This window comes from Variovorax boronicumulans (genome assembly GCF_009811375.1).
GTDB classification, from domain to species: Bacteria; Pseudomonadota; Gammaproteobacteria; order Burkholderiales; family Burkholderiaceae_C; genus Variovorax; species Variovorax boronicumulans.
On the sequence record NZ_BKDH01000001.1, the window covers coordinates 977,792 to 998,863 of the forward strand.

Here is a 21,072-nt window from a genome sequence, read left to right on the forward strand (position 1 = left end):
CCCGATGACGATGCGCTGGATCGCCCGACGCGAATTCACCGAACGCCTGCGCGATGGCCGCCTGTATTGGGCGGGCGGTCTCGTGGCCGTGCTGCTCTTCACCGCGCTGGCCGTCGGCTGGGCGCACCAGCGCGGCGCGCATGCCGAGCAGGTGGCCGCGCAGGCCATGGACTACCGCGACTGGCTGCACCAGGACAAGCGCCATCCGCACGACGCCGCGCACCAGGGCATGCACGCCTTCAAGCCCGAGCCGCCGCTGTCGATGGTCGATGCGGGCATCAACCCCTACATCGGCAGCACCGTGTGGCTGCAGGCACACCGCCAGAGCGAGGTCAAGTTCAATGCCGCGCAGGACGCGACCGGCCTGCAGCGCTTCGGCAACCTGTCGGTGGGCTGGATCCTGCAGGTGCTCGGTCCGCTGCTGGTGATCGTGTTGGGCTTCAACGCCTTCGCGGGCGAGCGCGAGCAGGGCATCCTGCGCCAGACGTTGAGCCTGGGCGTGGCGCCGCTGCGCCTGCTGGCCGGCAAGGCGCTCGCGCTGTCGGCGCTGCTCGCGGTGCTGCTGGTGCCGGCGGCCTTGGTTGCGGCCGTTGCCGTGGCGGTGGGCGCGGAGCCGGGCGGGCGTGTCGATGCGCTGCTGCGGTTGGGCGCGTGGTCGCTGGGCTACGCGGTGTACCTCGGCATCTTCGTGTGCCTCGTGCTGGGCGTGTCGGCGCTGTCGTCCACCTCGCGCATGGCGATCACCGTGCTGCTCGCGCTGTGGATCGGGCAGGCTGTGATGGCGCCGCGCGTGCTCTCCGAGCTTTCGCGCACCTGGTATCCGAGCCCGACGCGGCTCGAATTCAACAAAGCGCTGGGCGCGGAACTCAAGGCCGTGTCGAACCAGGTCTGGCAGCAGAACTTCGGCACCACCGAGCGCTGGGGGCGCGACGTGCCGCTGAGCAAGTGGGGCATTGCGCTGCGCCTGGACGACCAGGCCTCGTACCCCGTGTACGACCGCCACTACGGCCGCCTGTGGGACACCTGGGAACAGCAGCAGAAAGTGCAGGAGTGGAGCGGCCTGCTGCTGCCGCTGCTCGCGGTGCGCAGCTTCTCGATGGGCATGGCGGGCACCGACTTCTCGCACCACCGCCGCTTCACCACGGCGGCCGAGCTGCACCGCCGCCACATCCAGGACCTGATGAGCAAGGACCTCGTGGCGCATGCCGATCCGCTCGGCGACCGCCACTTCTCCTACCAGGCCACGCCCGAGCTCTGGGCCACCGTGCCGCCCTTCGACTACCACCCGCCCGGGGCGGGGTGGGCGCTGCGGCACCAGGCACGCAGCTTCGCCGTGCTGTGCGTCGGCCTGCTGCTCGCGGCGGCGTTCGCGGCCTTCGCCACCTTGCGCCAGCGCGCGCTCTGAGAGGGGATGCCACCCATGTCGTCCCTCCATCCTCCCCAAGGCCGCCGCCTGCTGGCCGTGATGCGCCAGGAAGTCCGTTTGATGCTTGCCGAGCGCGGCCTGTGGGTCGTCGGCGCGCTGTTCCTTTTGCTCGTGGCCTATGCATTGGGCAACGGCCTGCTGCAGACCGCCCAGCGCGACCGCGCGCAGGCGGCCGTGGCGCAGGCCGACCGCGACACCCGCACCGCGCAGCGCACCTTGCTCGAAGGCATCTTCGCCGGCACCGCGCAGCCCACGCCCTTCGAGAACCCGGCCGATCCCTCGCGCATGGCCAGCGGCTACGGCGGCCAGCACGTGCTGCTGCCGACCGCGCCGCTGGGCCCGGTCGCGCTGGGGCAGAGCGACCTGTTCCCGAGCCAGTACCAGGTCACGAACCAGAGCCGCGTGGTGTTCATGAACCCCAGCGACATCGAGAACCCGTGGCACCTGCTGAGCGGGCATTTCGACCTGGCCTTCGTCATCGTCTACCTGCTGCCACTGCTCATCTTCGCGCTCAGCTACAACCTGCTGTCGGCCGAGCGCGAGAACGGCACCCTGCGCCTGCTGCTGTCGCAACCGCTGCGGCTGCGCACGCTGCTCGCGGGCAAGCTCACGGTGCGCGCAGCCGTGCTGCTGGGGCCGGCGGTGCTGCTGCCGGTGGCGGTGCTGTGGATCGCGCGCCATGCAGGGCTCACGGCGGGTGGCGCGGGCAGCGCCACGCTGTGGTGGGCGCTGCTGGTGGGCGCCTACGCGCTGTTCTGGTTCGCGCTGGTGGTGGCGGTGAACGCCTTCGGCGCCTCGTCGGCGACGAATGCGATGGTGCTCGTCATCGCCTGGGTGCTGCTGGTGCTCGTGGCGCCGGTGCTGCTGAACCTGGCCGTCACGCAGGTGGCACCTGCACCGTCGCGCACCGAGCTGGCCACGCGCCAGCGCGTGGTCACGGCCGAGGCGATGAAGCGCTACCAGGACCTGCTGGGCACCGAGTACCAGCACGTGGGGCAGGGCGCCATCCTTGTGCCGCGCGACGGCAAGATCGAGATCGCCGGCCGCTCGCTGGCCAACTACCGCATCCAGCGCGAGGTCGACGAAGCGATCCGCCCCGCGCTCGCGCGCTTCGACGCGCAGCAGGCACAACAGCAGGCGCTGGTGGGCCGCTTCGGCGCCGTGTCGCCGGCGGCCGTGGCCTACGAAGGCATGACCGCGCTGGCCGGCAACGGCGCACGCCGCCATGCGCGCTTCGACGCGCAGACCGTGGCGCACCACGAAGCCTGGAAGGCCTTCTTCTTCCCGCGCATCGATGCGCGCGATGCGCTCGCTCCCGCCGACTTCGACCGCATGCCCACCTTCGCCTGGCACGAGGAGCCTGCCGACCTCGTGCGCGGACAGGCCGCGCTGGCCGTGCTGCAACTGCTGGTGCCGAGCCTGCTGCTGTTCGGGCTCGCGGCCTGGCGGCTGCGGCGCTTCTCGGTGGCCTGACGCTTTCTTCATTTCTTCCACGCACCGCTCCATGACCCCGTTCACCCGCACCACCGTCGCGCTGGCCGCCTTCACCGCCTTGCAAGTCGCCTCTGCACAAGACAGCAGCAACAACGCCGAACTCGGCACCGTCACCATCGAAGGCAGCCGTGACGCGAACAGCCTGCACCTCGATGAGTCGAGCGGCTCGGCTTCGCGCCTGGGCCTGTCGGTGCGCGAGACGCCGGCCTCGGTCGAGATCCTGTCGCAGGACGCGATCCAGCAGCGCGGCGCCCGCACCTTCAGCGAAGCACTGCGCGGCATGGCGGGTCTGTCGGGCGGCGGCCCGCCGTCGTCGCCGACCACGCTGTCGCTGCGCGGCTTCACCAGCCTCATGTACCTGTACGACGGCGTGCGCAGCTCGGGCGCAGGCGTCACCAACCGCGTGCAGGACACCTGGAACTACGAACGCATCGAAGTGCTCAAGGGCCCGGCCTCGGTGCTCGACGGCGAGGGCGCCATCGGCGGCACCGTCAACTTCGTGACCAAGCGGCCCGACCGCAGCAACCCGCACAAGGAGGCGTTGCTCTCGTACGGCAGTTATGGCTCCACGCGCGCGGCCTTCGGCTTCGGCGGCGCGCTGGGCGAGGCCAGCGCCTACCGGCTCGACTACAGCCGCAACGACACGAAAGTGGGCACCATCGACCGCAACGGCGAGCGCATCGACCACTTCACGAGCGGCCTCTTGGTGGACCTGGGCGGCTCGGTGAAGCTGGACCTGTCGTTCGACTACCTGCGCGACGACAACGACGCCTACTGGGGCACGCCGCTCGTGCCGCGCAGCTTCGCCACGCAGCCGACGAACGTCGTCAGCACGCCCGACGGCCGCGTGATCGACCGGCGCATGGCACGCACCAACTACAACGTGCGCGACGACGAGAACTCGTCCGAAACCTACTGGCTGCGCGCGCGCCTTGCGGGACAACTCGACGGCGGCTGGTCGTGGCGCAACGAGTTCTCGGCCAACCAGTCGAAGCGCATGTTCCGCAACTCCGAAAGCGCCACCTTCGTGCCGCCCGCCAGCATCGCGCGCGACCAGACGCTCATCACGCACGACCAGGACTTCTGGCTCGACCGCTTCGACGTCACGCACAAGGGGAAGATCGCCGGCCTGGACAACCGCTTCGTCGTCGGCGGCGAGTACAGCGAAACCCGCTTCGGCAGCCAGCGCCGCTTCTCCAACAGCAGCCCCGCCACCGCCGCGCAACTGCGCGTGCCCGTGTTCGACCCGTACACCGGCTACTTCGACGACAACCCCGCGCTGACCACCGGCGCGGGCAACCGCGCCGACACCTTCTCGCGCGTGAAGGTCGCCTCGGTCTTCGTGGAAGACGCGCTCAAGCCGATGCGCGACCTCACGCTGGTCGGCGGCCTGCGCCACGACCGCACCGAGGTCGACCGCCGCATCTGGGACCTGAACGCAGGCAGCGTCACGCGCTTCGGCGCGAGCTACCGTGCCACCTCGGGGCGCCTCGGCGCCGTGTACGACCTGTCGCCGCAGTCGAGCCTGTATGCGCAGTACACCAACGCCACGCTGCCTGTGGGTTCGCTCTTCCTGCTGTCGGCCTCGAACGCCGCGTTCCCGATGTCGCGCGGCAAGCAGGCCGAGGTGGGCTTCAAGCAGAGCCTGCCCGCGGCCAACCTGGAGTGGACCGCGGCGCTGTACAAGATCGAACTCGACAACGTGCTCTCGCGCGACCCGAACAACGCGGCCACCACCGTGAACAACGGCCGCCAGTCGTCACGCGGCCTCGAGCTGTCGGCCGTGTGGAAGCCCACGCGCGAATGGACGCTGGCGGGCAACCTCGCGGCGCTCGATGCGCGCTTCGACACGCTGGTGGAAGCCGGCAACGTCTCGCGCGTGGGCAAGACCCCGCCGAACGTGCCCGAGCGCATGGCCAACGTCTTCGCCACCTACCGGCCCGACGGCTCGAAGTTCGAGTACTTCGCGTCGCTGAACCACACGGGGCCGATGTACACCGACAACGCCAACCAGATCCGCATCAACGGCTTCACCACGGTCGATGCGGCCGTGAGCTACCGCCTGAAGAACGCACTGCTGAGTTTCCGCGTGCGCAACCTGACGGACCGGCTCTACGCGACCTGGACCGGCCGCGCCGCGAGCCAGGTGCTGCTGGCGCCGCGGCGGACCTTCGAGGTGTCGGCGAAGTTTGATTTCTGAAGCTCGTGTGCCGGGGCGAACCGGCAGCGTGCCCCGTGCACAGGACACTGGGTGCTTCCCGCAGCGAAATCAAGGAGGAGGGCGAAGCCCCGGGGGACATTCGCGGAGGGAAGTACCCGGTGGCCTGTGCACTCGCCCTGAACAAACCCAGCCTCAGCGCATCTGCAGTCGCGCATCCTTCGGATACCCGATCGTGTAGTCCGCCGACACGCGCGCCGTCTGTCCCGCGTCCAGGTCGAAGCGCCACATCGCCAGCCCCGGCTGCTTGTTCCACGCCTGCTCGGCCGGCTGCGGCGCAAAGCGCGTGGTCACGCGCACCTGCTCGTCGACCGACACCGGCGCGGCCTCCAGCACCTGCACCGCGATCGGCGTGCGGTGGCGGTTCTCGACCACGTAGGCGCGCTGCACCTGGCGCTCGGCGCGCGAGCCGACGAAGCCGCCCGAGCCCTGGTTGTCGCGCTCGGGCTCGACCTGCACGCGCACCAGTTCGTCGCGGCCGAACGAGAGCGTGAGCTTCGCGTCGCTCGGCGCGTTCCAGCGGCCCTGGCCGACGAAGTTGCCGTCGCGGTACAGCTGCATCGGGCCGGCCGGCCACACGCCCGCGGGCTGCGCCATCTCGGCGACCAGGAAGGCGCTCGGGTCCACGCGCGGGCTGGTGCGTGCGGCGAGCTGCGCGGTGTCCTCATGCTGGCCCAGCGCCAGGGTCACGCGCTGGCCGTTGGAAGGCACGTCGATGCTTTGCGGCACGGCAAATTCGGTGGCGAAGCTGTTGTCGAACACGCTCACGTCGAACAGCGGCTCGCGCACGCGCTCCATGGCCATCTTGCGATCGGCGGCAATGGCGGCCGGGGCGGCGGCAGGCATCGGCGCGGCCATGTACGCCGACTCGGCATTCACGCGCGGCGGCGGCTCGATGCCGATGCGCCATGCGCTCGGCGTGCGCCCCGTGGTCTCGCGGCGTGGCTGGCCGGTGGACAGCACCAGCTTCACGCCGCGCCAGTCCTCGCCCGTGGCCTGCGCCACCAGCGCCTGGCGCTCGATGCGCACCTTGCGCGTCGTGGTGTCGAGCAGCGCGCGGTAGCTGGGTGTCCAGCCGGGGCCGTTGACCTGGTAGCTGAGCTTCACGTCGGCGTCGGCACTGGCGGCCAGCGTGACGGTCACGGCCGTCACCTGCGCGCCCTGGCCCTGCGTGCGGCCGCGCTCGGCCAGCAGCGGCTTGAGCTGGCGGTCGAGGTCGGTCTGCTGGCGCTGGATCTGGTGCTGCTTGAGCAGCGCGTCCTGGCCCGAACGGCGCATCGCGTCGGTCACGGCTGTGAGGTTGCGCGCGTCGATCGGCGCACGCGCGCCGGGGCCCGACTCGCCGCCCGACAGCCCCTTGAGATAACCCGTGACCATGCCCAGCGCATCGGTCTCGGCCTGCAGCGCGGCCTTGCGGTCTTCGAGTTCGCGGATGCGGCCGTCGAGCGCGCTGGTGGCGCAGTTGGCCGAGAGCTCGCGCGCCTCGCTGAGCACCGAGGTCTCGCCCACGCGCACGGCCGCGCCGGCCGACACCTGCAGGCTCTGCACGTCGAGCCCGGCCGGCAGGCAGGCGAAGGTGACCGAGCGGCTGCCCGCCGCGACGCGCGCCACGCGCTCCACCGTGGCGCTGCCGGGGTAGACCTTCACCTGCGTGATGCGCGAGGCATCGGCCTGCAGCTGTGCATGGGCGCCGGCGCCCGCGGCCAGCCAGAGGGCAGCGACGGCGGTGGCACGCAGGAGGGGGCGGGCGGAGAACGGTGTGTGCATGGAAAGCCTTCCGGAAGAAAGTCGGTGACGAATCTCCGCTTCTACGGACGGGGCGGGCGAACGGGGTTAAGGCGTCGCAAAGTTTTTTTCATGACGCCGGTGTGACGCGGGCGCGCCGCTGTCGCGCAAGCATCTGCCGGCGGCGAACCGGTCACCCAAGAGACGGTGCGCGGCGGCTCCGCTTCCTAGAGTGGGTCTTGCCTTCCATCCACTCCCCAGAAAGGACACCCCCCATGCTCGACACGATCCAGGCCATCAACCGTTCGGCCGCCTTCAATCGCTGGGCCGGCTTCGACGTCACCCAGGCCGCCGACGGGCAGGCCGAACTGCGCATGAAATGGCGCGAGGAAGACATGGGCCAGTACACCGGCTTTCTGCACGCGGGCATGATCGCGGCGCTGCTCGACACCGTGAGCGGCTTCGCGGCCGCCACCGTGGCGGGCCGCGTGCTGGCTTCGCACTTTTCCATCAACTGCATCTCGCCCGCCATCGGCGAGGCCTTCGTGGCGCGCGGGCGCGTGGTGAAGGCGGGGCGCAAGCAGGTCTTCGTCGGGGCCGAGCTGTTCGCACAGCCCGAGGGCCAGGGCGAAGACAAGCTCAAGCTCGTGGCGACGGCGAACGCCATCCTGGTGCCGGTGGACGAGGCGTCGACGACGCCGAAGCCGAAGCAGGCGGCGTAAGCACCACGGCAGGCTCGGCCTCGGGCTTGCGCTTCAGCCCGAACAGCGGGCGCAGCCAGCCGATGCGGCGGATCAGCCCGTCGGTCAGCAGCCAGCAGCCGGCAATGGTCACGGCGACCAGCGCCACGGGCTCCCACACCGGGCCCAGCGCCAGCGGCACCAGCAGCGCCACCCCCGCGACGATCAGCGTCTGGTGCAGCATGTACCAGGGGTAGACCGACTCGTTGGCCCAGCGCAGCTAAGAGAACTGCTGAGAGATACGTGCGATCAGCTTTTTTGCAACGAAGCCATTGCTGCGTTCAAATTTGAAGAAAGTGCTATCTAGACTCTTTGCGCCCATTTAGTCGAATTACAGCACGCGAATAGCGAATTGTCCTTCTGGAATTAGTACCTTTGAAGGTGGTGTGTTAATCGTAATCGAAGGCAGATTATTTCTGTGCCAAATAAGTCCCATGGTAATTTCTCGAAGCCCTGCATTTAGTTCGGATATGCTGATTTTTGTTTTTACTTCTACTTGATGGGCTATTTTATTTCTCGTCTGTATGCATGCGGAGAAGAATTTTTCCTTCGGTATCCCTCTAATTTCGGTGGGGGTCTTGAGTGTTTTTGCAAACCTGGTTAATGCGCTGCTAAAGGATTCCTCTTGCAGTGCCGATAGAGCGCCGGATAGGGATTTTGCCTCCATGGCATCCATTGGTGCTCTTTTTCTGACTGTTGATTGTTGGATTCTTCGCTGAAATTGAATTAATAGTTTTTTTGTTTTTTCGCTGCGCGACTTTCTTTCTATTAGTTGCTCTATTGCTAGGTAGCTGGTTAAGAACGACGCTTTTTCTGATGCTTCTGTTGTTCCCAATCCAAGAATGTGGAGCGCAATTTCAGATGGTGCATCTAGCTTTACATCTATCGGCCAAATCTTACTAATGGCTTCGAAAACGTACAACGGATCACTCGAATTAACCTCAAGATTGCCTCCGATAATTATTTCTCCATGAAGTCCATCATCGGGATATGTCTGCACACCCCAAATTGTATCGATAATCACGCCACCTTCTTTTGAGGCCATGTCCTTTACAGCTGTTGAGACTGATGCTGATTGTTTATCGCCTTGGGGCACAAGTAACCCCAGTCCGAGTAGAGCATTTAGAACCCGGAGTTTTATCCGTAGAGCTTCTCCAGCATCACGCGCCGCCTTCTCAGTTGGGAAGCCGCCAGCTTCAAAATGAAATGCTGTAGCCTGTGAAAGTGAGTTTGCATTCCTCGCGAATAGCGACAAAGCAGTTCCATCGGGTAATGTGTGAAGGTGCCGATCCGCTATCACGTTGAACTTGCCAGCACGGCTGGAGCCAAGGCATAGCCTGAAGCAGTAAGCGGTGGGTTTGGAATTTTTCATGCACGTAATTTAGTGGAGATTTAAATAGACTGTAGCGAGTTTCGTCTCGGTTGAGACTACATAAATACCTGCGCTGCGGTGGGTAGTAGAAGCCCAAGCGAAAAGGGTCTTTATCCGTGGCGCCACCGGCGGCCCGCCCCGCACCTTTTCTCGTGCGCAAGCTGCGCCGCGAATTCCTCATCGCCGCCACCGACATCGACTGGCTGCAGGCCGAGGGCAACTACGTCGGCCTGCATGTCAACGGCCATGACTACCTGCTGCGCGCCACGCTCACCGACTTCCTGACCCAGCTCGACCCCGCCACCTTCGTGCGCGTGCACCGCAGCCACGCCGTGAACCTGGGCCGCATCAAGGAGATCGAGCCGCTCGACGGCGGCGACGCCCGGCTGCACATGCACGACGGCACGAGCGTGCCCTGCAGCCGGCGCTACCGCGACGCGCTGCGCGGCGGCGCAGGCTGATCGCTGCGGCGTCGCGTTCCGATCCGGTGCGCACCCAGCGAAATCGGCCCATTCCTGGGTCGTTTCGCACCATTCAAGAGCCTGCAGGCACCATTTTTGCTTTCTTGCGCCGGCACCCCGAGCCGTTCGGGTGCGACGCACCAAATCAAACCAAAAACCTGCAAGAAGCTCTCATGGACGCACTCAAACAGGGCGCTGACGCGCTGTTCATCCTTCTCGGCGCCATCATGGTCCTGGCCATGCATGCCGGCTTTGCCTTCCTGGAACTGGGCACCGTGCGCAAGAAGAACCAGGTCAATGCGCTGGTCAAGATCCTGGTCGACTTCTCGGTCTCGACCATCGTGTACTTCCTGGTGGGCTACGGTGTGGCTTACGGCACGCATTTCTTCGTCAGCGCCACCGAACTGTCGGCAAGAAGCGGCTACGAGCTGGTGAAGTTCTTCTTCCTGCTGACCTTCGCGGCGGCCATTCCCGCCATCATTTCGGGCGGCATCGCCGAGCGCGCCAAGTTCTGGCCGCAACTGATCGCCACCGCGGTGATCGTCGGTTTCGTCTATCCGCTGTACGAGGGCATCGCCTGGAACAAGGCCTTCGGCATCCAGGGCTGGATCGCCTCGGTCACCGGCCACGAGTTCCATGACTTCGCCGGCTCGGTCGTCGTGCACGCCGTGGGCGGCTGGCTCGCGCTGCCGGCCGTGCTGCTGCTGGGCGCGCGCCGCAACCGCTACCGCGGCGACGGCTCGCTCAGCGCCCACCCGCCGTCGAACATCCCGTTCCTGGCGCTGGGCGCGTGGGTGCTGTGCGTGGGCTGGTTCGGTTTCAACGTGATGAGCGCGCAGAGCATCGACAAGATCTCGGGCCTGGTCGCCGTCAACTCGCTGATGGCGATGGTCGGCGGCACGCTGGTGGCGCTGGCCATGGGCAAGAACGACCCCGGCTTCGTCTACAACGGCCCGCTCGCCGGCCTCGTGGCCGTGTGCGCCGGCTCCGACCTCATGCACCCGCTGGGCGCGCTCGTGGCGGGCGGCGTGGCCGGCGCCATCTTCGTCTTCATGTTCACGCGCACCCAGAACAAATGGAAGATCGACGACGTGCTCGGCGTGTGGCCGCTGCACGGCCTGTGCGGCACCTGGGGCGGCATCGCGGCGGGCATCTTCGGCACCCAGGCGCTGGGCGGCATCGGCGGCGTGAACCTGTGGGCGCAGCTGATCGGCACCTTGCTCGGCGTGGTCTGGGCGCTGATCGGCGGCGCCGTGGTGTACGGCGTGCTCAAGGCGACCATGGGGCTGCGGCTGTCGCAGGAAGAGGAGTACGACGGGGCGGACCTGTCGATCCACCATATTTCGGCGACGCCGGAGCGGGAGGTGAATTGGTGAGGGCGATGCGGCTCAGGACATGAGCCGCATCGGGGGATTTGCGGCGCACGGCACGAATTTGCCAGCTGTAGCAAACTTGCCGGCGGCCCCCGATCCCACCTGTTCACCACCCCATGACCCAATTGCCCCCCGCCCTCGAAGTCCTCCCCCGCGACCTGACCGCCTACCGCGAGGGCAACGTCGGCATCGACTACGTGCACCGCTTCGAGTCCGGCAAGCCCGGCCCGCACGTGCTGATCAACGCGCTGACGCACGGCAACGAGATCTGCGGCATGACCGCCGCCACGCACCTGCTCGACACCGGCGTGCGCCCGAAGATCGGCACGCTCACCGTCAGCTTTGCCAACGTGGCGGCCTACGAGTCCTTCAACGAGGCGCTGCCTTTCGACAGCCGCCAGTTGGTGCACAACCTCAACCGCGTGTGGTCGCCCGAATGGCTCGACGGCAGCGAGGACAGCCCCGAGCTGCGCCGCGCCCGCGAACTGCGCCCGGTGGTGAGCGCGGCCGACCACATCCTCGACATCCATTCCACGAGCCAGCCCGTGATCCCGTTCTGGGTGTACCCGGCCTTCGACCGCAACGCCGAGGCCGCCATGGCCATCGGCCGCCCGTCGGTGCACCTGGTGATGCCCGACGGCCTGGGCTCGGGCACGCCGCTGATCCAGCACGGCCAGCATGGCCGGGCCGACGGCAAGGGCGTGGCGCTGGTGGCCGAGTGCGGCCAGCATTTCCTGCGCTCGGCCTCCGAGCTGGCCACCGCCATCTCGCTCGACTTCCTGGCGCACTTCGGCCTCATCGACAAGGACCCGGCCGTGCCCGCGCCCGGCGAGCAGCGTCGCTTCGAGCTGCTCCAGACGCACGTGATCAAGTCGGAAGACTTCGCCTTCGTGCGCCCGCTGATCGGCTTCGAGACCTTTGCCAAGGGCGAACTGATCGCCACCAACGGCCCGGACGAGATCCGCGCGCCGTGCGACGACTGCACGATCTTCATGCCCGCGCAGCGCACGATCGTGGGGCGCGAGGCGGTGTACCTGACCAGGCCGCTCTGAGGCCGGCGCCCCTCAGCAGATCAGCAGGTGCCGCGGTTTGTCCGCGGTGCTGTAGTCGGCATGCCAGTAGTGCGGGTCGTTGCAGAGGCTGAACGCGGCCTGCTTGCCGGCGTGCCGGTCCGTGAAGTGCCTTTGGAGCGTGACGTGCACCGAGCCCTCGTCGGGCCAGTCGATGCCGACATCGACGACGCGGTTGCCCGCGGCGACCTCGGCGGCGACGATCCGCTGCAGGGCGGGGTGCAAGAGGGTGTTGAGGCGGGCGAGGGCTTCGCGGCGTTCGGTGGGGGCGAACGAGGAGGCGAGGCAGGCTTCGGTGAACATCGCTGGATGGGCCATGGCGCGCTTCCCGGTCAGACCGTTGCAGATGCCCTCGACTTCGGGATCGTCCGGCCCTTGCACTTCGGATAGTTGGCGCAGCCCCAGAAGCTGCCGTCGTTCTTGGACGAGCTTCTTTCGACCATCTTGGTGCCGCAACTCGCGCAGGTGGGCCGCCAGTATTCGCCTTCGTAGGCCACGGCCAGCAGTGCCGCCTGTTGTTCGGGCGTGCGCTGGCCGATGAGCCGGAGCAAGGCTGCGCCGTCCTGGGCGTGGATGCCGTTCGCCTTCGCAAACGCCGCCGCTTCCGCCGAGAAGGTCGAGCTCGTCACGTAGGTGCCGCTCTTCAATTGGTGCGAAGCCATCACGCCGAAGAACTCCCGCATCTCCTTCACGCCCACGGCTTTGCTCTGCCAATGCTTGCACTGGACGATGCGCGGCATGTCACTGTGCCTGGACTGGAGCCAGATATCGACGCCGCCGTCCGCGCCATGCGATTGGCTGCGCGTGGTGAAGCCGGCTTGTGCGTAGAGCGCTTCGCACAAGGCCTCGAAGCGACGCCATTCGATGGCGTGGAGCACGGCGGGGCTCCACTGCGATTCCTGGCCCGCATGAGGTGTTGTCGATGGCGCGGGCGACAGCACGGGCTCGCGACGCTCGGCTGTCGAGGCGGGCGCGGGGCGTGCGGGAACGCGAGTTGCCGCGGGTTCGATCTCCACGTGGGCGGTTTGACGACGGACGATGTAGTGCAGGCCCAGCAGCACGGCCCCGACCGCCAGCGCGACCCAACCGGCAGGCTGGAGCGCAGGCCCCAGCGTGCCCACGATCGGCCCTTTCAGGAAGGCGGGAGCGACCACCAGCAGCAGGATGCCGACGAAGATCGCCATCCAGGCCTTGCCGGCCAGTTCCTGTCGCGCCCGCTCGCGTCGGCGCTCGGCTCTTGTCTGTCTTGCCATCGGTCGCTTGCCTCGCTCCTCGAAAGATCTCTTTATAAGCCGGGGCGGGCGCCTGGGTCTTCACCGTGCGACCGCGGTGTTCTGCGCGTCGCGAAGCGCGTTGTCTGCGGCTTGCCGCGCTTGCGAACTGCTGGACTCGTGGGCACGGGACTCTGCCGGTGTTTCGGGTGGCTTGTTGATCTCCTTGACCAGGTCGGCCAGGTGCGTGTCGTCGTCTCCCCCGCACTGCTCGGATGGCCACCTCAGACGGGCGCCGTCGAAGTGCCAGCCGGCCGTGCCGCCCGTGGCGGCTTTTGTGCGCAGCCAGAGCTGTTCCCAGCGCGGAAATGCCGCGGGGTCGCCGCGCCGGTGCAAGTCCCGCAGCATGTCGTAAAGGGCCACCTGCGTTTCGCGCTGAGCAGGCTGCGTCGAAGCGAGGATTTCGGCCACCTCGAAAAGTCGCGGCGTCGAGATGAAGTAGCGATTTCCCTGGCGGGTGCGCTGCGTATCCGGCCCCTCGGGCATGAGATAGCCTGAGCCGCCGGTCCCGCTCTCGGAACCGAGGATGCAGAGCGCTTCGGCCGGCGTGAAGCGCCTGAGATCGTCGAGGGCCGCTGCTGTGGCCTTTCGATCCCCGCGTGCCACGACTTGGCTGAACTGCCGGAATTCGTTGTACGAAGCGTTCCAATCCGCTCGATCAGCGGTTTTGACGATGTCGTAGGCGACGAACACCAGCACTACGCCAGCAGCGAGGCCCCCAAAGCTCGCGCCGAGACTCTTGGTCGCACCGCCTGCGGCCACGATCGCCACGAGGATCATCAGCAAGGCCACCCCGATCGCATAGGGCAAGAGGTACACGAACCACAACGGCAACAGGTTCAGGCCAACGACGCACAGGGCCGAGAGCACAGGGACGACGGAAAGCCAGATGAGGAAGGATTTCGTCCGGACGGTCATGCGCCGCGATCCCCGAGGCTCGTGAGGGCTCGTTCCCACGCGCGCAACTCAACTGGCAACGAACAACGCCGGGTCCACCATCGTCCGGTTCAGCATCACCCCCCAATGCAGGTGCGGCCCGGTCACCCGTCCCGTCGCGCCCACCGCGGCCAACGGGTCGCCGGCCTTGAGCATGTCGCCCACCTTCACGTCCCAACGGCTCAGGTGGCAGTACATCGTCAGCAGGCCGCCGCCGTGGTCGACCCAGACGGTGCCGCCGTTGAAGAAGTAGTCGCCGGTGTCGATCACCCTGCCGGCCAGCGGCGCGCGCACGGGCGTGCCGGTGCCGGCTGCGATGTCCATGCCGCTGTGCGGATTGCGCGACTGGCCGTTGAACACGCGGCGCAGGCCGAACGAGCTGGAGCGGCGGCCCGGCACGGGCACGCGCATCTGCAGCGCGGCGTCGGGGCGCAGGTCGGAGAGCGTGGCCATCACGCCGGTCAGGTGATCGCGCTCCTTGGTGTAGCGAGCCTCGTCCTCGGGCGACAGGTCGACCGTGCGTGGCGCCACTGTCAGGCGTTGTTCGCGGTACTGCTTCGAAGCCACGGTGTAGGCGATCTGTCGTTCGGGCTTGCCCTCGGCGCGCACGCTGATGCGGGCTTCGCCCGGTGGGGTGGCGAGCGGAATGCCGACCAGCGCGGTCCATTCGATCGGATCGCCCAGCACCAGCACCGGCACATCACCGGCGAAGGCCTTGGGGCGCGTGGCGGCGGGGCCGAGCGACAGGCGGGCGACGCCGCCTGGCACCAGCAAGGCGCGCGGCCAGACGTCGGGCGCCTGCGGCTTGTTGTTCTTCTTGGCCGGGGCAGCGGCGCCGGCGGGCAGCGCCAGCAAGCCGAGGGCGCCGAGCACGGCGCTGCGGCGGTTCAACGCAGCAGAAGGGAGATCGGAGAGAGGAAGGGTCATGTGCATGGACAGGATTCGAATGAGGAGTTGAGGGTGCGGCGGTTCAGTCGCCGCTCTGTTCCCGCCAGGTTCCGGGCGCGAGCCCCTCGAGCGTGTAAGGCCCGATGGCGGCACGGATGAGGCGCAGCGTCGGCAGCCCCACGGCCGCCGTCATGCGTCGCACCTGGCGGTTGCGGCCTTCGCTGATCGCCAGCTCCAGCCACGCGGTGGGAATGAGCTTGCGCTCGCGGATGGGGGGCTCGCGGTGCCACACGTCGGGCGGCGGATCGAGCCGGCGCGCCCGTGCGGGGCGCGTGGGGCCGTCGTTGAGCTGCACGCCGTTGCGCAGCGCCGCCAGCGCTTCGTCGGTCGGCACGCCCTCGACCTGCACCCAGTAGGTCTTCTCCATCTTGAAGCGCGGATCGGCGATGCGCGCCTGGAGCTTGCCGTCGTCGGTGAGCAGCAGCAGGCCTTCGCTGTCGGCATCGAGTCGACCGGCGACGTAGACACCGGGGAGGTCGATGAAGTCCTTCAGCCCGCGCCAGCGGCCCTCGGGCGTGAACTGGCTGAGGACGCCGTAGGGTTTGTTGAAGCGGATGAGGCGGGAGCTGGTTGGCAGATTCATGGGCGGGTGGCATCGCGTGGCGCATCGGCCAGCTGCGGCAGATAGTCTCGCACCAGTTCTTCCACGGTGTCCGCTTGCAAGCTGTCGCGTCCAGACTTGAGTGGATCGCGATCGGGTCGCTGGGCCAACCACCGCTTGAAGCGCACGAAGGCGAGTGGATGCACGGTGTTCATGCGCGCCATGTGCCCGGTGGTGCCGACCACGACGGCCGAGAAGCGCGGGGCGCTCACCAACTGTTCGGCGTTGTGGGCTTGCACGGCCCAGAAGTCGTCTTCATCGTCGCTGAGCTGTGCCGGGTGGGGGTCATGCTCTTGTGCTTCGCGACGCAGGATGTCGACCTCGAAGCCTTTGCTGTTGACCGCCGTGTAGCGCTGATCGGCGATCAAGGCGAAGGTCTTGTCGACCTTGCGCAGCAAGGCCAGCATGGACGAATCGAGCCGCTTGAGCTGCGTTGCCAGGCGAAAACGCTTGCGCGTGTCCCAGAGCAGGTCGACATCGCGCGTGGCCACGGCGGCACTCTGCAGGCGCACGCCCGCTGCTGCTTCGTAGGCGTAGAGCGCGTGCGTGCCGACCACGGTGAAGTGCTCCGCGATGTCCGCGCGCTGGAGCATGTCGAGGATGTCGATGACGATGGTCGGCACGCGGCCGACGAACAGCGCCCGGTTCATGCGCTGATGGCGGGCGAGTGCCTCGCCGAGATCCTTGACGCGTCCTTCGGCTTCTTCCTTTCTTTGGACGAAGCCCGCGTGGATGGCCTCGGTTTCAGGGCTCCGTGCCCCGAGGCTTTTTTGTGCGTTGCGGGTGCTGGTGCGCACGAGGTATTCGACGCCGTTCACCGTCTTCCAGTACATGCCACCGCGCACGCCCGCGGCTTGCACTTCCGCCGCTTCGAGGGCCTCGAACGTGGCTCTGGCATCGATGTACTGGCGCCGGGCGTCGTCGCCGATGTCCTGGAAGTTCATGATTTTCCGTATAAAAACCAAGAGTCTTAATTTATATGGAAAATTATTTCAAATCAATAACTTATGTCAACTGATGAGGTATGAAAAAAGCCGGAGCCACAACGGCCCCGGCTTTGCGGGAGAACGCGACCAGCGGGCTTACTTGGCCCAGCTGTCCCGCATCCCCGCCGCGCGGTTGAACACCACCTGTCCGCCGGCGGCGGCGCCCTTCGTGTCACGCACGAAGTAGCCATGCCGTTCGAACTGGATGCCCACGCCGGGTTCGGCCTTCGCCAGCGACGGCTCGACGAAGGCCGTGCACACCTCGAGGCTGTGCTTGTTCAGCTCGTCCAGCAGCTCGCCGCTGCCGGGGTTGGCTTCGGCGAACAGGCGCTCGTACAACCGCACCTCGGCCTGCACGGCATCCGCAGCAGCCACCCAGGTGATGTTGCCCTTGACCTTGATCGCGTCCGCGCCGGGCGTGCCGCTCTTGGTGTCGGGCACCAGCGTGGCCTGCACTTCGAGGAGCTTGCCGTCGGCGTCGCGCGTGGCGCCGGCGCATTCGATGACGTGGCCGTACTTCAGGCGCACCTTGTTGCCGGGGAACAGGCGGAAGAAGCCCTTGGGCTGCACGTCTTCGTAGTCGGTGCGCTCGATCCAGACGTCGCTGCCGAGCTTGAACTCGCGCTTGCCCATCTCGGGGTGGTGCGGGTGCACGGGGGCGGAGCAGTCGTCGAGCGTGTCGTCGCCGCCCATCAGCTCACCCCAGTTGGTGATGACGAGCTTCACCGGGTCGAGCACGGCCATGGCGCGCGGCGCGATGGGGTCGAGGGTGTCGCGCAGCGCGGCCTCGAGGCTGGCGTATTCGATCCAGCCGCCCGACTTGGTGGTGCCGCTGCGTTCGCAGAACAGCTGCAGCGCGGCGGGCGTGTAGCCGCGGCGGCGCAGGCCGGCGATGGTGGGCATGCGGGGGTCGTCCCAGCCGTCGACGTGTTTCTCTTCGACCAGTTGGCGCAGCTTGCGCTTGCTGGTCATCACGTGGGTCACGTTCAGGCGCGCGAACTCGTACTGGCGTGGGTGCGGGCTGGCGACGAGGCCGCCTTCGGCCAGGCGGTCGAGCAGCCAGTCGTAGAAGGGGCGCTGGTCTTCGAATTCGAGCGTGCAGATGGAGTGGGTGATCTGCTCCAGCGCGTCTTCGATGGGGTGCGCGTAGGTGTACATCGGGTAGATGCACCACTTGTCGCCCGTGTTGTGGTGCGTGGCCCGGCGGATGCGGTACAGCGCGGGGTCGCGCATGTTGATGTTGGGGCTCGCCATGTCGATCTTGGCGCGCAGGATGGCGGCGCCGTCGGCGAGCTTGCCGTCGCGCATCTCGCGAAAGCGCGCCAGGTTTTCGTCGGGCGTGCGGCTGCGAAAGCGGCTGTCGGTGCCGGGCGTGTTGAAGTCGCCGCGGTTGGCGCGCATTTCTTCGGGCGTCTGCTCGTCGACATAGGCCAGGCCGGCGCCGATCAGGTACTCGGCGGCTTCGTACATGAAGTCGAAGTAGTTGCTGGCGAAGTACTCGTGCTCCTGAATCGTGCCGGGCGCGCTGGGGCGGTCGGCCAGGTAGGTTTCGTAGCCGAGCCACTTCACGGCGTCGCGGATGGAATCGACGTACTCCTGCTCTTCCTTCTCGGGGTTGGTGTCGTCGAAGCGCAGGTGGCACACGCCGCCGTATTCCTTGGCGAGCTGGAAATTCAGCCAGATGCTCTTGGCGTGGCCGATGTGCAGGTAGCCGTTGGGCTCGGGCGGAAAGCGCATGCGGACCTTGGCGGGGTCGGGCATGCCCTGGGCGTGGTGGGCGGCGTCGCCCGGGGAACCGCCCCAGGTGCGGCCTGCGTAGGCACCCTGTGCGAGGTCGTTCTCGATCACGTGGCGCAGGAAATTGCTCGGTGCAGCGGTCGTTTTAGTGCCGCTTTTGTCGGTCGGGGAGGTCATCGCGTCATTCTAGAGGGGGGCCTGTCGGGGTTACTTTTGGCAACGCTCTTCACAATGCAGCGTCCACCCGCTTTGCAATTGCAGCGTTCAATACGGACATGGGGCGCACAACGCCCCCCAACAAGGAGTCCCACATCATGAGCGTCACACGTTCTACCCTCTTCAAATGGGCCGCCGCCGGTGCGGTGGCCTTCGGTGCGCTGTTTGCCGCCACCTCGGCCAGCGCCCGCGGCGACGTGAGCTGGTCGATCGGCGTCGGCGTGCCCGGCGTGGCGGTCGGCGTGGGCGGTCCCGCCTACTACCCGGCCCCGGTCTATGCGCCGCCGGCCCCGGTGTATTACGCACCGCCACCCCCGGTCTACTACCGTCCGCCGCCGCCGGTGTACTACCGCCCGGCGCCGGTCTACTACGCACCGCCGCCGGCCTATTACGGCCCGCGCTACTACGGTCGTGGTTATCACCGCGGTCATGGCCACGGACACGGCCACTGGCGCTGATTTACAACGCCATTCGTGACTGAATGAAAAAGCCGGCCCCGAAAAGGCCGGCTTTTTGCTGCGCGTCCGCGGCGTAGATTTCACATGGCGCGAAACAGGTGGGCGTAGAGCCGGCTGACCGGGATCTTCTCGGCCCGCCCGCGCAGCGCGAGGTGCAGCTTGCCAGCCTCGTCGCGGTGCACCGCCTCGATGGCCGCGCTGCGCACCACCACCGCCCGGTGCACCTGCCAGAAGGTGTCGGCATCGAGCTGGGGCAGCAGCTGCTTCAGGGGCGTGCGGATCAGGTATTCCTGCGTGGCGGTGAGCACGCGCAGGTACTTGTCGGCGGCCTCGAAATACAGCACCTCGTCGATCGGCACCATGCGCACGGTGGCGCCGCCCGCATCGCTGGCGGCGATCATGCGCAGCGGCGCTGACGGCGGCGACGATGCCGAGGGCGCGCCGCCGGCGGCGCCCAGCACCTGGCGCCACTGGGCGAGGGTGCGCTCCAGCACCTCGTCGGCCGGGATGGGTGGCGTCATCGACGGTGCGGTCGCCGCCAGCGCCTGCCGCAGCCGCGCCACGGTCTTGCGCAGGCGCTCGGGCTGCACGGGCTTGAGCACGTAGTCGATGGCCTCGGCCTCGAAGGCGCGCGCGGCGTACTCGTCGTAGGCGGTCACGAACACCAGCTGCGGCATCGGCGCTTCGTCGGTGGGCCAGCTGTCGGCCAGCTCGGCGGCGGCGCCCAGGCCGTCCAGGCCGGGCATGCGGATGTCGAAGAACAGCACTTGCGGCAGCAGCCGCAGCGCCTCGCGCACGGCGCTGCGGCCGTCGCGGGCGGTGGCGACCACGCGCAGCTCGGGCCAGGCGGCGGCCAGTTCGGCCTGCAGGGCCTGGGCCAGCAGGGGTTCGTCTTCGGCGATGAGGGCAGTGAGGGGCATCGTCTTCTTGTTGTCGTGGGGCCTGTTCAGGCGGGCAGGGGAAGGTTCAGGGTGACGCGCGTCCCGCCGCCCGTGGGCGCGGGGTGCAGGCTCAGTCGGCCTTGCTCACCGTACACGGTGGCCAGCCGCTCGCGCACCTGTTCGAGCCCGAAGCCGCCACCTTCCGAGGGCTGCGGCCGGGTCGCATCGAGCCCGACACCGGTGTCGCTCACTTCGATCACCAGTTCGCCCGCCTCGCGGCGCGCGCGCACGGCAATTTCGCCGCCTTCGACCTGAGGCTCGAGGCCGTGGCGGATGCTGTTCTCGACCAGCGGCTGCAGCAGCAGCGGCGGCACGGGCGTATCGCGCAGGTCGTCGGGCAGGTCGAGCGTGTAGCGCAGGCGCTCGCCCATGCGCACCGACATCAGTTCGAGGTAGTCGCCCAGCCGGTCGAACTCGGCCGACAGCGGATGCGACAGCGCGCGCGAGCCGCTGAGCGTCATGCGCAGATAGCTGTTCAGGCGATCGAGCATGGCCACGGCGCGCGGCGGGTCGACGGTGATCAGCACACGCAGGTTGGCCAGCGTGTTGAAGAGCATGTGCGGCTCGAGCTGGGTTTCGAGCAGCTTGAGGCGGGCTTCGGTGGCGTTGCGCTGGGCCAGTTCGATCTGGCTCTGCATGTACTTGCTCTTGCCGAGGCTGTAGAAAAGGAAGCAGATGCCGGCCCCCGCGATGATGGTGACGGTGACGCCCGTGGCCAGCTTGTGGCCCCGCAGGTCGAGAAAGTCGAAGGCGGGCGCGCCGCTCCAGGCGTCGCCGATGAGGTTGCCGGTGAGGAAGCCGAAGGTCACGCCCACCACGACCAGCAGCGGGCCCCACGGCCATTTCGGCCAGAGGGCGTCGCGGTGTCCGGTGATGAGGAGCCGGCCGCCATCGATGAACAGCCAGCTCGCGGTGCCGATCGCCAATGAGTAGACCATGTGGGCGGCCCAGCTGCCGCCGCCGGCGATGGTCAGCGCGCTGGCAATCATGCAGTTGAAGACCGCGGTGATCAGCCCATGCCGCAGCATGGACTGGAGGTTGGTGGCACTGAACCGGGCACTGAGCCCGGCAGCAAGGGGCGACAGCGACGGGCCCAGGC

The 21,072-nt window shown here is 67.5% G+C and carries 19 protein-coding genes and 1 pseudogene; 8 read left to right on the top strand and 12 right to left on the bottom strand.

Going from position 1 to position 21,072, the window contains the following annotated elements; genetic code table 11:
- Nucleotides 1-4: 4 nt before the first annotated feature.
- Genes VHAB30_RS04655 through VHAB30_RS04665 form a run of 3 tightly spaced genes read left to right on the top strand, consistent with a single transcriptional unit; the run spans nucleotide 5 to nucleotide 5,120 of the window.
- Nucleotides 5-1,405, top strand: coding sequence for an ABC transporter permease subunit (locus VHAB30_RS04655; protein ID WP_159275986.1), 1,401 nt, complete (start codon nucleotides 5-7; stop codon nucleotides 1,403-1,405).
- A gap of 15 nt (nucleotides 1,406-1,420) precedes the next feature.
- Nucleotides 1,421-2,899, top strand: a complete 1,479-nt coding sequence (locus VHAB30_RS04660; protein WP_159275987.1) for an ABC transporter permease subunit — start codon at nucleotides 1,421-1,423, stop codon at nucleotides 2,897-2,899.
- A 31-nt stretch (nucleotides 2,900-2,930) separates the two neighbouring features.
- On the top strand, nucleotides 2,931-5,120 hold the full coding sequence (locus VHAB30_RS04665; protein WP_159275988.1) for a TonB-dependent receptor: 2,190 nt from the start codon (nucleotides 2,931-2,933) through the stop codon (nucleotides 5,118-5,120).
- Nucleotides 5,121-5,273: 153 nt separating this feature from the next.
- On the opposite strand, the gene VHAB30_RS04670 is transcribed toward VHAB30_RS04665, so the two are convergent.
- A complete protein-coding gene (locus VHAB30_RS04670) occupies nucleotides 5,274-6,905 on the bottom strand; it encodes a DUF4139 domain-containing protein (RefSeq protein ID WP_159275989.1) in 1,632 nt (543 codons plus the stop codon).
- A gap of 233 nt (nucleotides 6,906-7,138) precedes the next feature.
- On the opposite strand from VHAB30_RS04670, the gene VHAB30_RS04675 reads away from it, so the two are divergent.
- A complete protein-coding gene (locus VHAB30_RS04675; RefSeq protein ID WP_062476955.1) occupies nucleotides 7,139-7,585 on the top strand; it encodes a PaaI family thioesterase in 447 nt (148 codons plus the stop codon).
- Here VHAB30_RS04675 and VHAB30_RS04680 read toward each other — a convergent pair.
- Both VHAB30_RS04680 and VHAB30_RS04685 read right to left on the bottom strand, forming a co-directional pair.
- Nucleotides 7,503-7,787, bottom strand: a complete 285-nt coding sequence (locus tag VHAB30_RS04680) for a hypothetical protein (RefSeq protein ID WP_235926434.1) — start codon at nucleotides 7,785-7,787, stop codon at nucleotides 7,503-7,505. The two genes, VHAB30_RS04675 and VHAB30_RS04680, sit on opposite strands and share 83 nt — an antisense overlap.
- A 147-nt stretch (nucleotides 7,788-7,934) precedes the next feature.
- Complete coding sequence (locus tag VHAB30_RS04685) at nucleotides 7,935-8,975, bottom strand: hypothetical protein (protein WP_159275990.1); 1,041 nt, start codon at nucleotides 8,973-8,975, stop codon at nucleotides 7,935-7,937.
- Between the two features lie 119 nt (nucleotides 8,976-9,094).
- On the opposite strand from VHAB30_RS04685, the pseudogene VHAB30_RS04690 reads away from it, so the two are divergent.
- The 3 genes and pseudogenes from VHAB30_RS04690 to VHAB30_RS04700 form a co-directional block, all read left to right on the top strand.
- Nucleotides 9,095-9,436 (top strand): annotated as a pseudogene (locus tag VHAB30_RS04690) (LytTR family DNA-binding domain-containing protein); the annotation flags it as partial.
- A gap of 173 nt (nucleotides 9,437-9,609) precedes the next feature.
- Complete coding sequence (locus VHAB30_RS04695) at nucleotides 9,610-10,812, top strand: ammonium transporter (protein ID WP_062476947.1); 1,203 nt, start codon at nucleotides 9,610-9,612, stop codon at nucleotides 10,810-10,812.
- A gap of 113 nt (nucleotides 10,813-10,925) precedes the next feature.
- A complete protein-coding gene (locus tag VHAB30_RS04700; protein ID WP_159275991.1) occupies nucleotides 10,926-11,861 on the top strand; it encodes a M14 family metallopeptidase in 936 nt (311 codons plus the stop codon).
- A gap of 12 nt (nucleotides 11,862-11,873) precedes the next feature.
- Here VHAB30_RS04700 and VHAB30_RS04705 read toward each other — a convergent pair whose 3' ends face one another.
- The 7 genes from VHAB30_RS04705 to VHAB30_RS04735 all read right to left on the bottom strand — a co-directional run bounded on the left by VHAB30_RS04705 (nucleotide 11,874) and on the right by VHAB30_RS04735 (nucleotide 18,535).
- The gene (locus tag VHAB30_RS04705; RefSeq protein WP_159275992.1) at nucleotides 11,874-12,197 is read right to left on the bottom strand and encodes a hypothetical protein; all 324 of its coding nucleotides are present in this window, start codon (nucleotides 12,195-12,197) and stop codon (nucleotides 11,874-11,876) included.
- Nucleotides 12,198-12,211: 14 nt separating this feature from the next.
- Nucleotides 12,212-13,063 carry a restriction endonuclease gene (locus VHAB30_RS04710; RefSeq protein WP_235926436.1) on the bottom strand — a complete coding sequence of 284 codons (852 nt, stop codon included), beginning with the start codon at nucleotides 13,061-13,063 and terminating at the stop codon, nucleotides 12,212-12,214.
- Between the two features lie 129 nt (nucleotides 13,064-13,192).
- Nucleotides 13,193-14,068: a hypothetical protein gene (locus tag VHAB30_RS04715; protein WP_159275994.1), complete on the bottom strand. Its 876-nt coding sequence runs from the start codon at nucleotides 14,066-14,068 to the stop codon at nucleotides 13,193-13,195.
- A 48-nt stretch (nucleotides 14,069-14,116) separates the two neighbouring features.
- Entirely contained in the window at nucleotides 14,117-15,013 is an 897-nt protein-coding gene (locus VHAB30_RS04720) for a M23 family metallopeptidase (RefSeq protein ID WP_159275995.1), read from the bottom strand.
- 43 nt (nucleotides 15,014-15,056) lie between these two features.
- Nucleotides 15,057-15,617 (bottom strand): pseudouridine synthase, encoded by a 561-nt coding sequence (locus VHAB30_RS04725; protein ID WP_159275996.1) that lies wholly within the window; start codon nucleotides 15,615-15,617, stop codon nucleotides 15,057-15,059.
- Complete coding sequence (locus tag VHAB30_RS04730; protein ID WP_095948921.1) at nucleotides 15,614-16,579, bottom strand: GSU2403 family nucleotidyltransferase fold protein; 966 nt, start codon at nucleotides 16,577-16,579, stop codon at nucleotides 15,614-15,616. The genes VHAB30_RS04725 and VHAB30_RS04730 overlap by 4 nt, the downstream gene beginning before the upstream one ends.
- Nucleotides 16,580-16,717: 138 nt before the next feature.
- Nucleotides 16,718-18,535 carry a glutamine--tRNA ligase/YqeY domain fusion protein gene (locus tag VHAB30_RS04735; RefSeq protein WP_159275997.1) on the bottom strand — a complete coding sequence of 606 codons (1,818 nt, stop codon included), beginning with the start codon at nucleotides 18,533-18,535 and terminating at the stop codon, nucleotides 16,718-16,720.
- Nucleotides 18,536-18,672: 137 nt separating this feature from the next.
- On the opposite strand from VHAB30_RS04735, the gene VHAB30_RS04740 reads away from it, so the two are divergent.
- Complete coding sequence (locus VHAB30_RS04740; RefSeq protein WP_070062581.1) at nucleotides 18,673-19,032, top strand: hypothetical protein; 360 nt, start codon at nucleotides 18,673-18,675, stop codon at nucleotides 19,030-19,032.
- An 80-nt stretch (nucleotides 19,033-19,112) separates the two neighbouring features.
- On the opposite strand, the gene VHAB30_RS04745 is transcribed toward VHAB30_RS04740, so the two are convergent.
- Nucleotides 19,113-19,952, bottom strand: coding sequence for a LytR/AlgR family response regulator transcription factor (locus VHAB30_RS04745; RefSeq protein WP_159275998.1), 840 nt, complete (start codon nucleotides 19,950-19,952; stop codon nucleotides 19,113-19,115).
- A 26-nt stretch (nucleotides 19,953-19,978) separates the two neighbouring features.
- Entirely contained in the window at nucleotides 19,979-21,001 is a 1,023-nt protein-coding gene (locus tag VHAB30_RS04750) for a sensor histidine kinase (RefSeq protein WP_159278274.1), read from the bottom strand.
- Nucleotides 21,002-21,072: the final 71 nt, after the last annotated feature.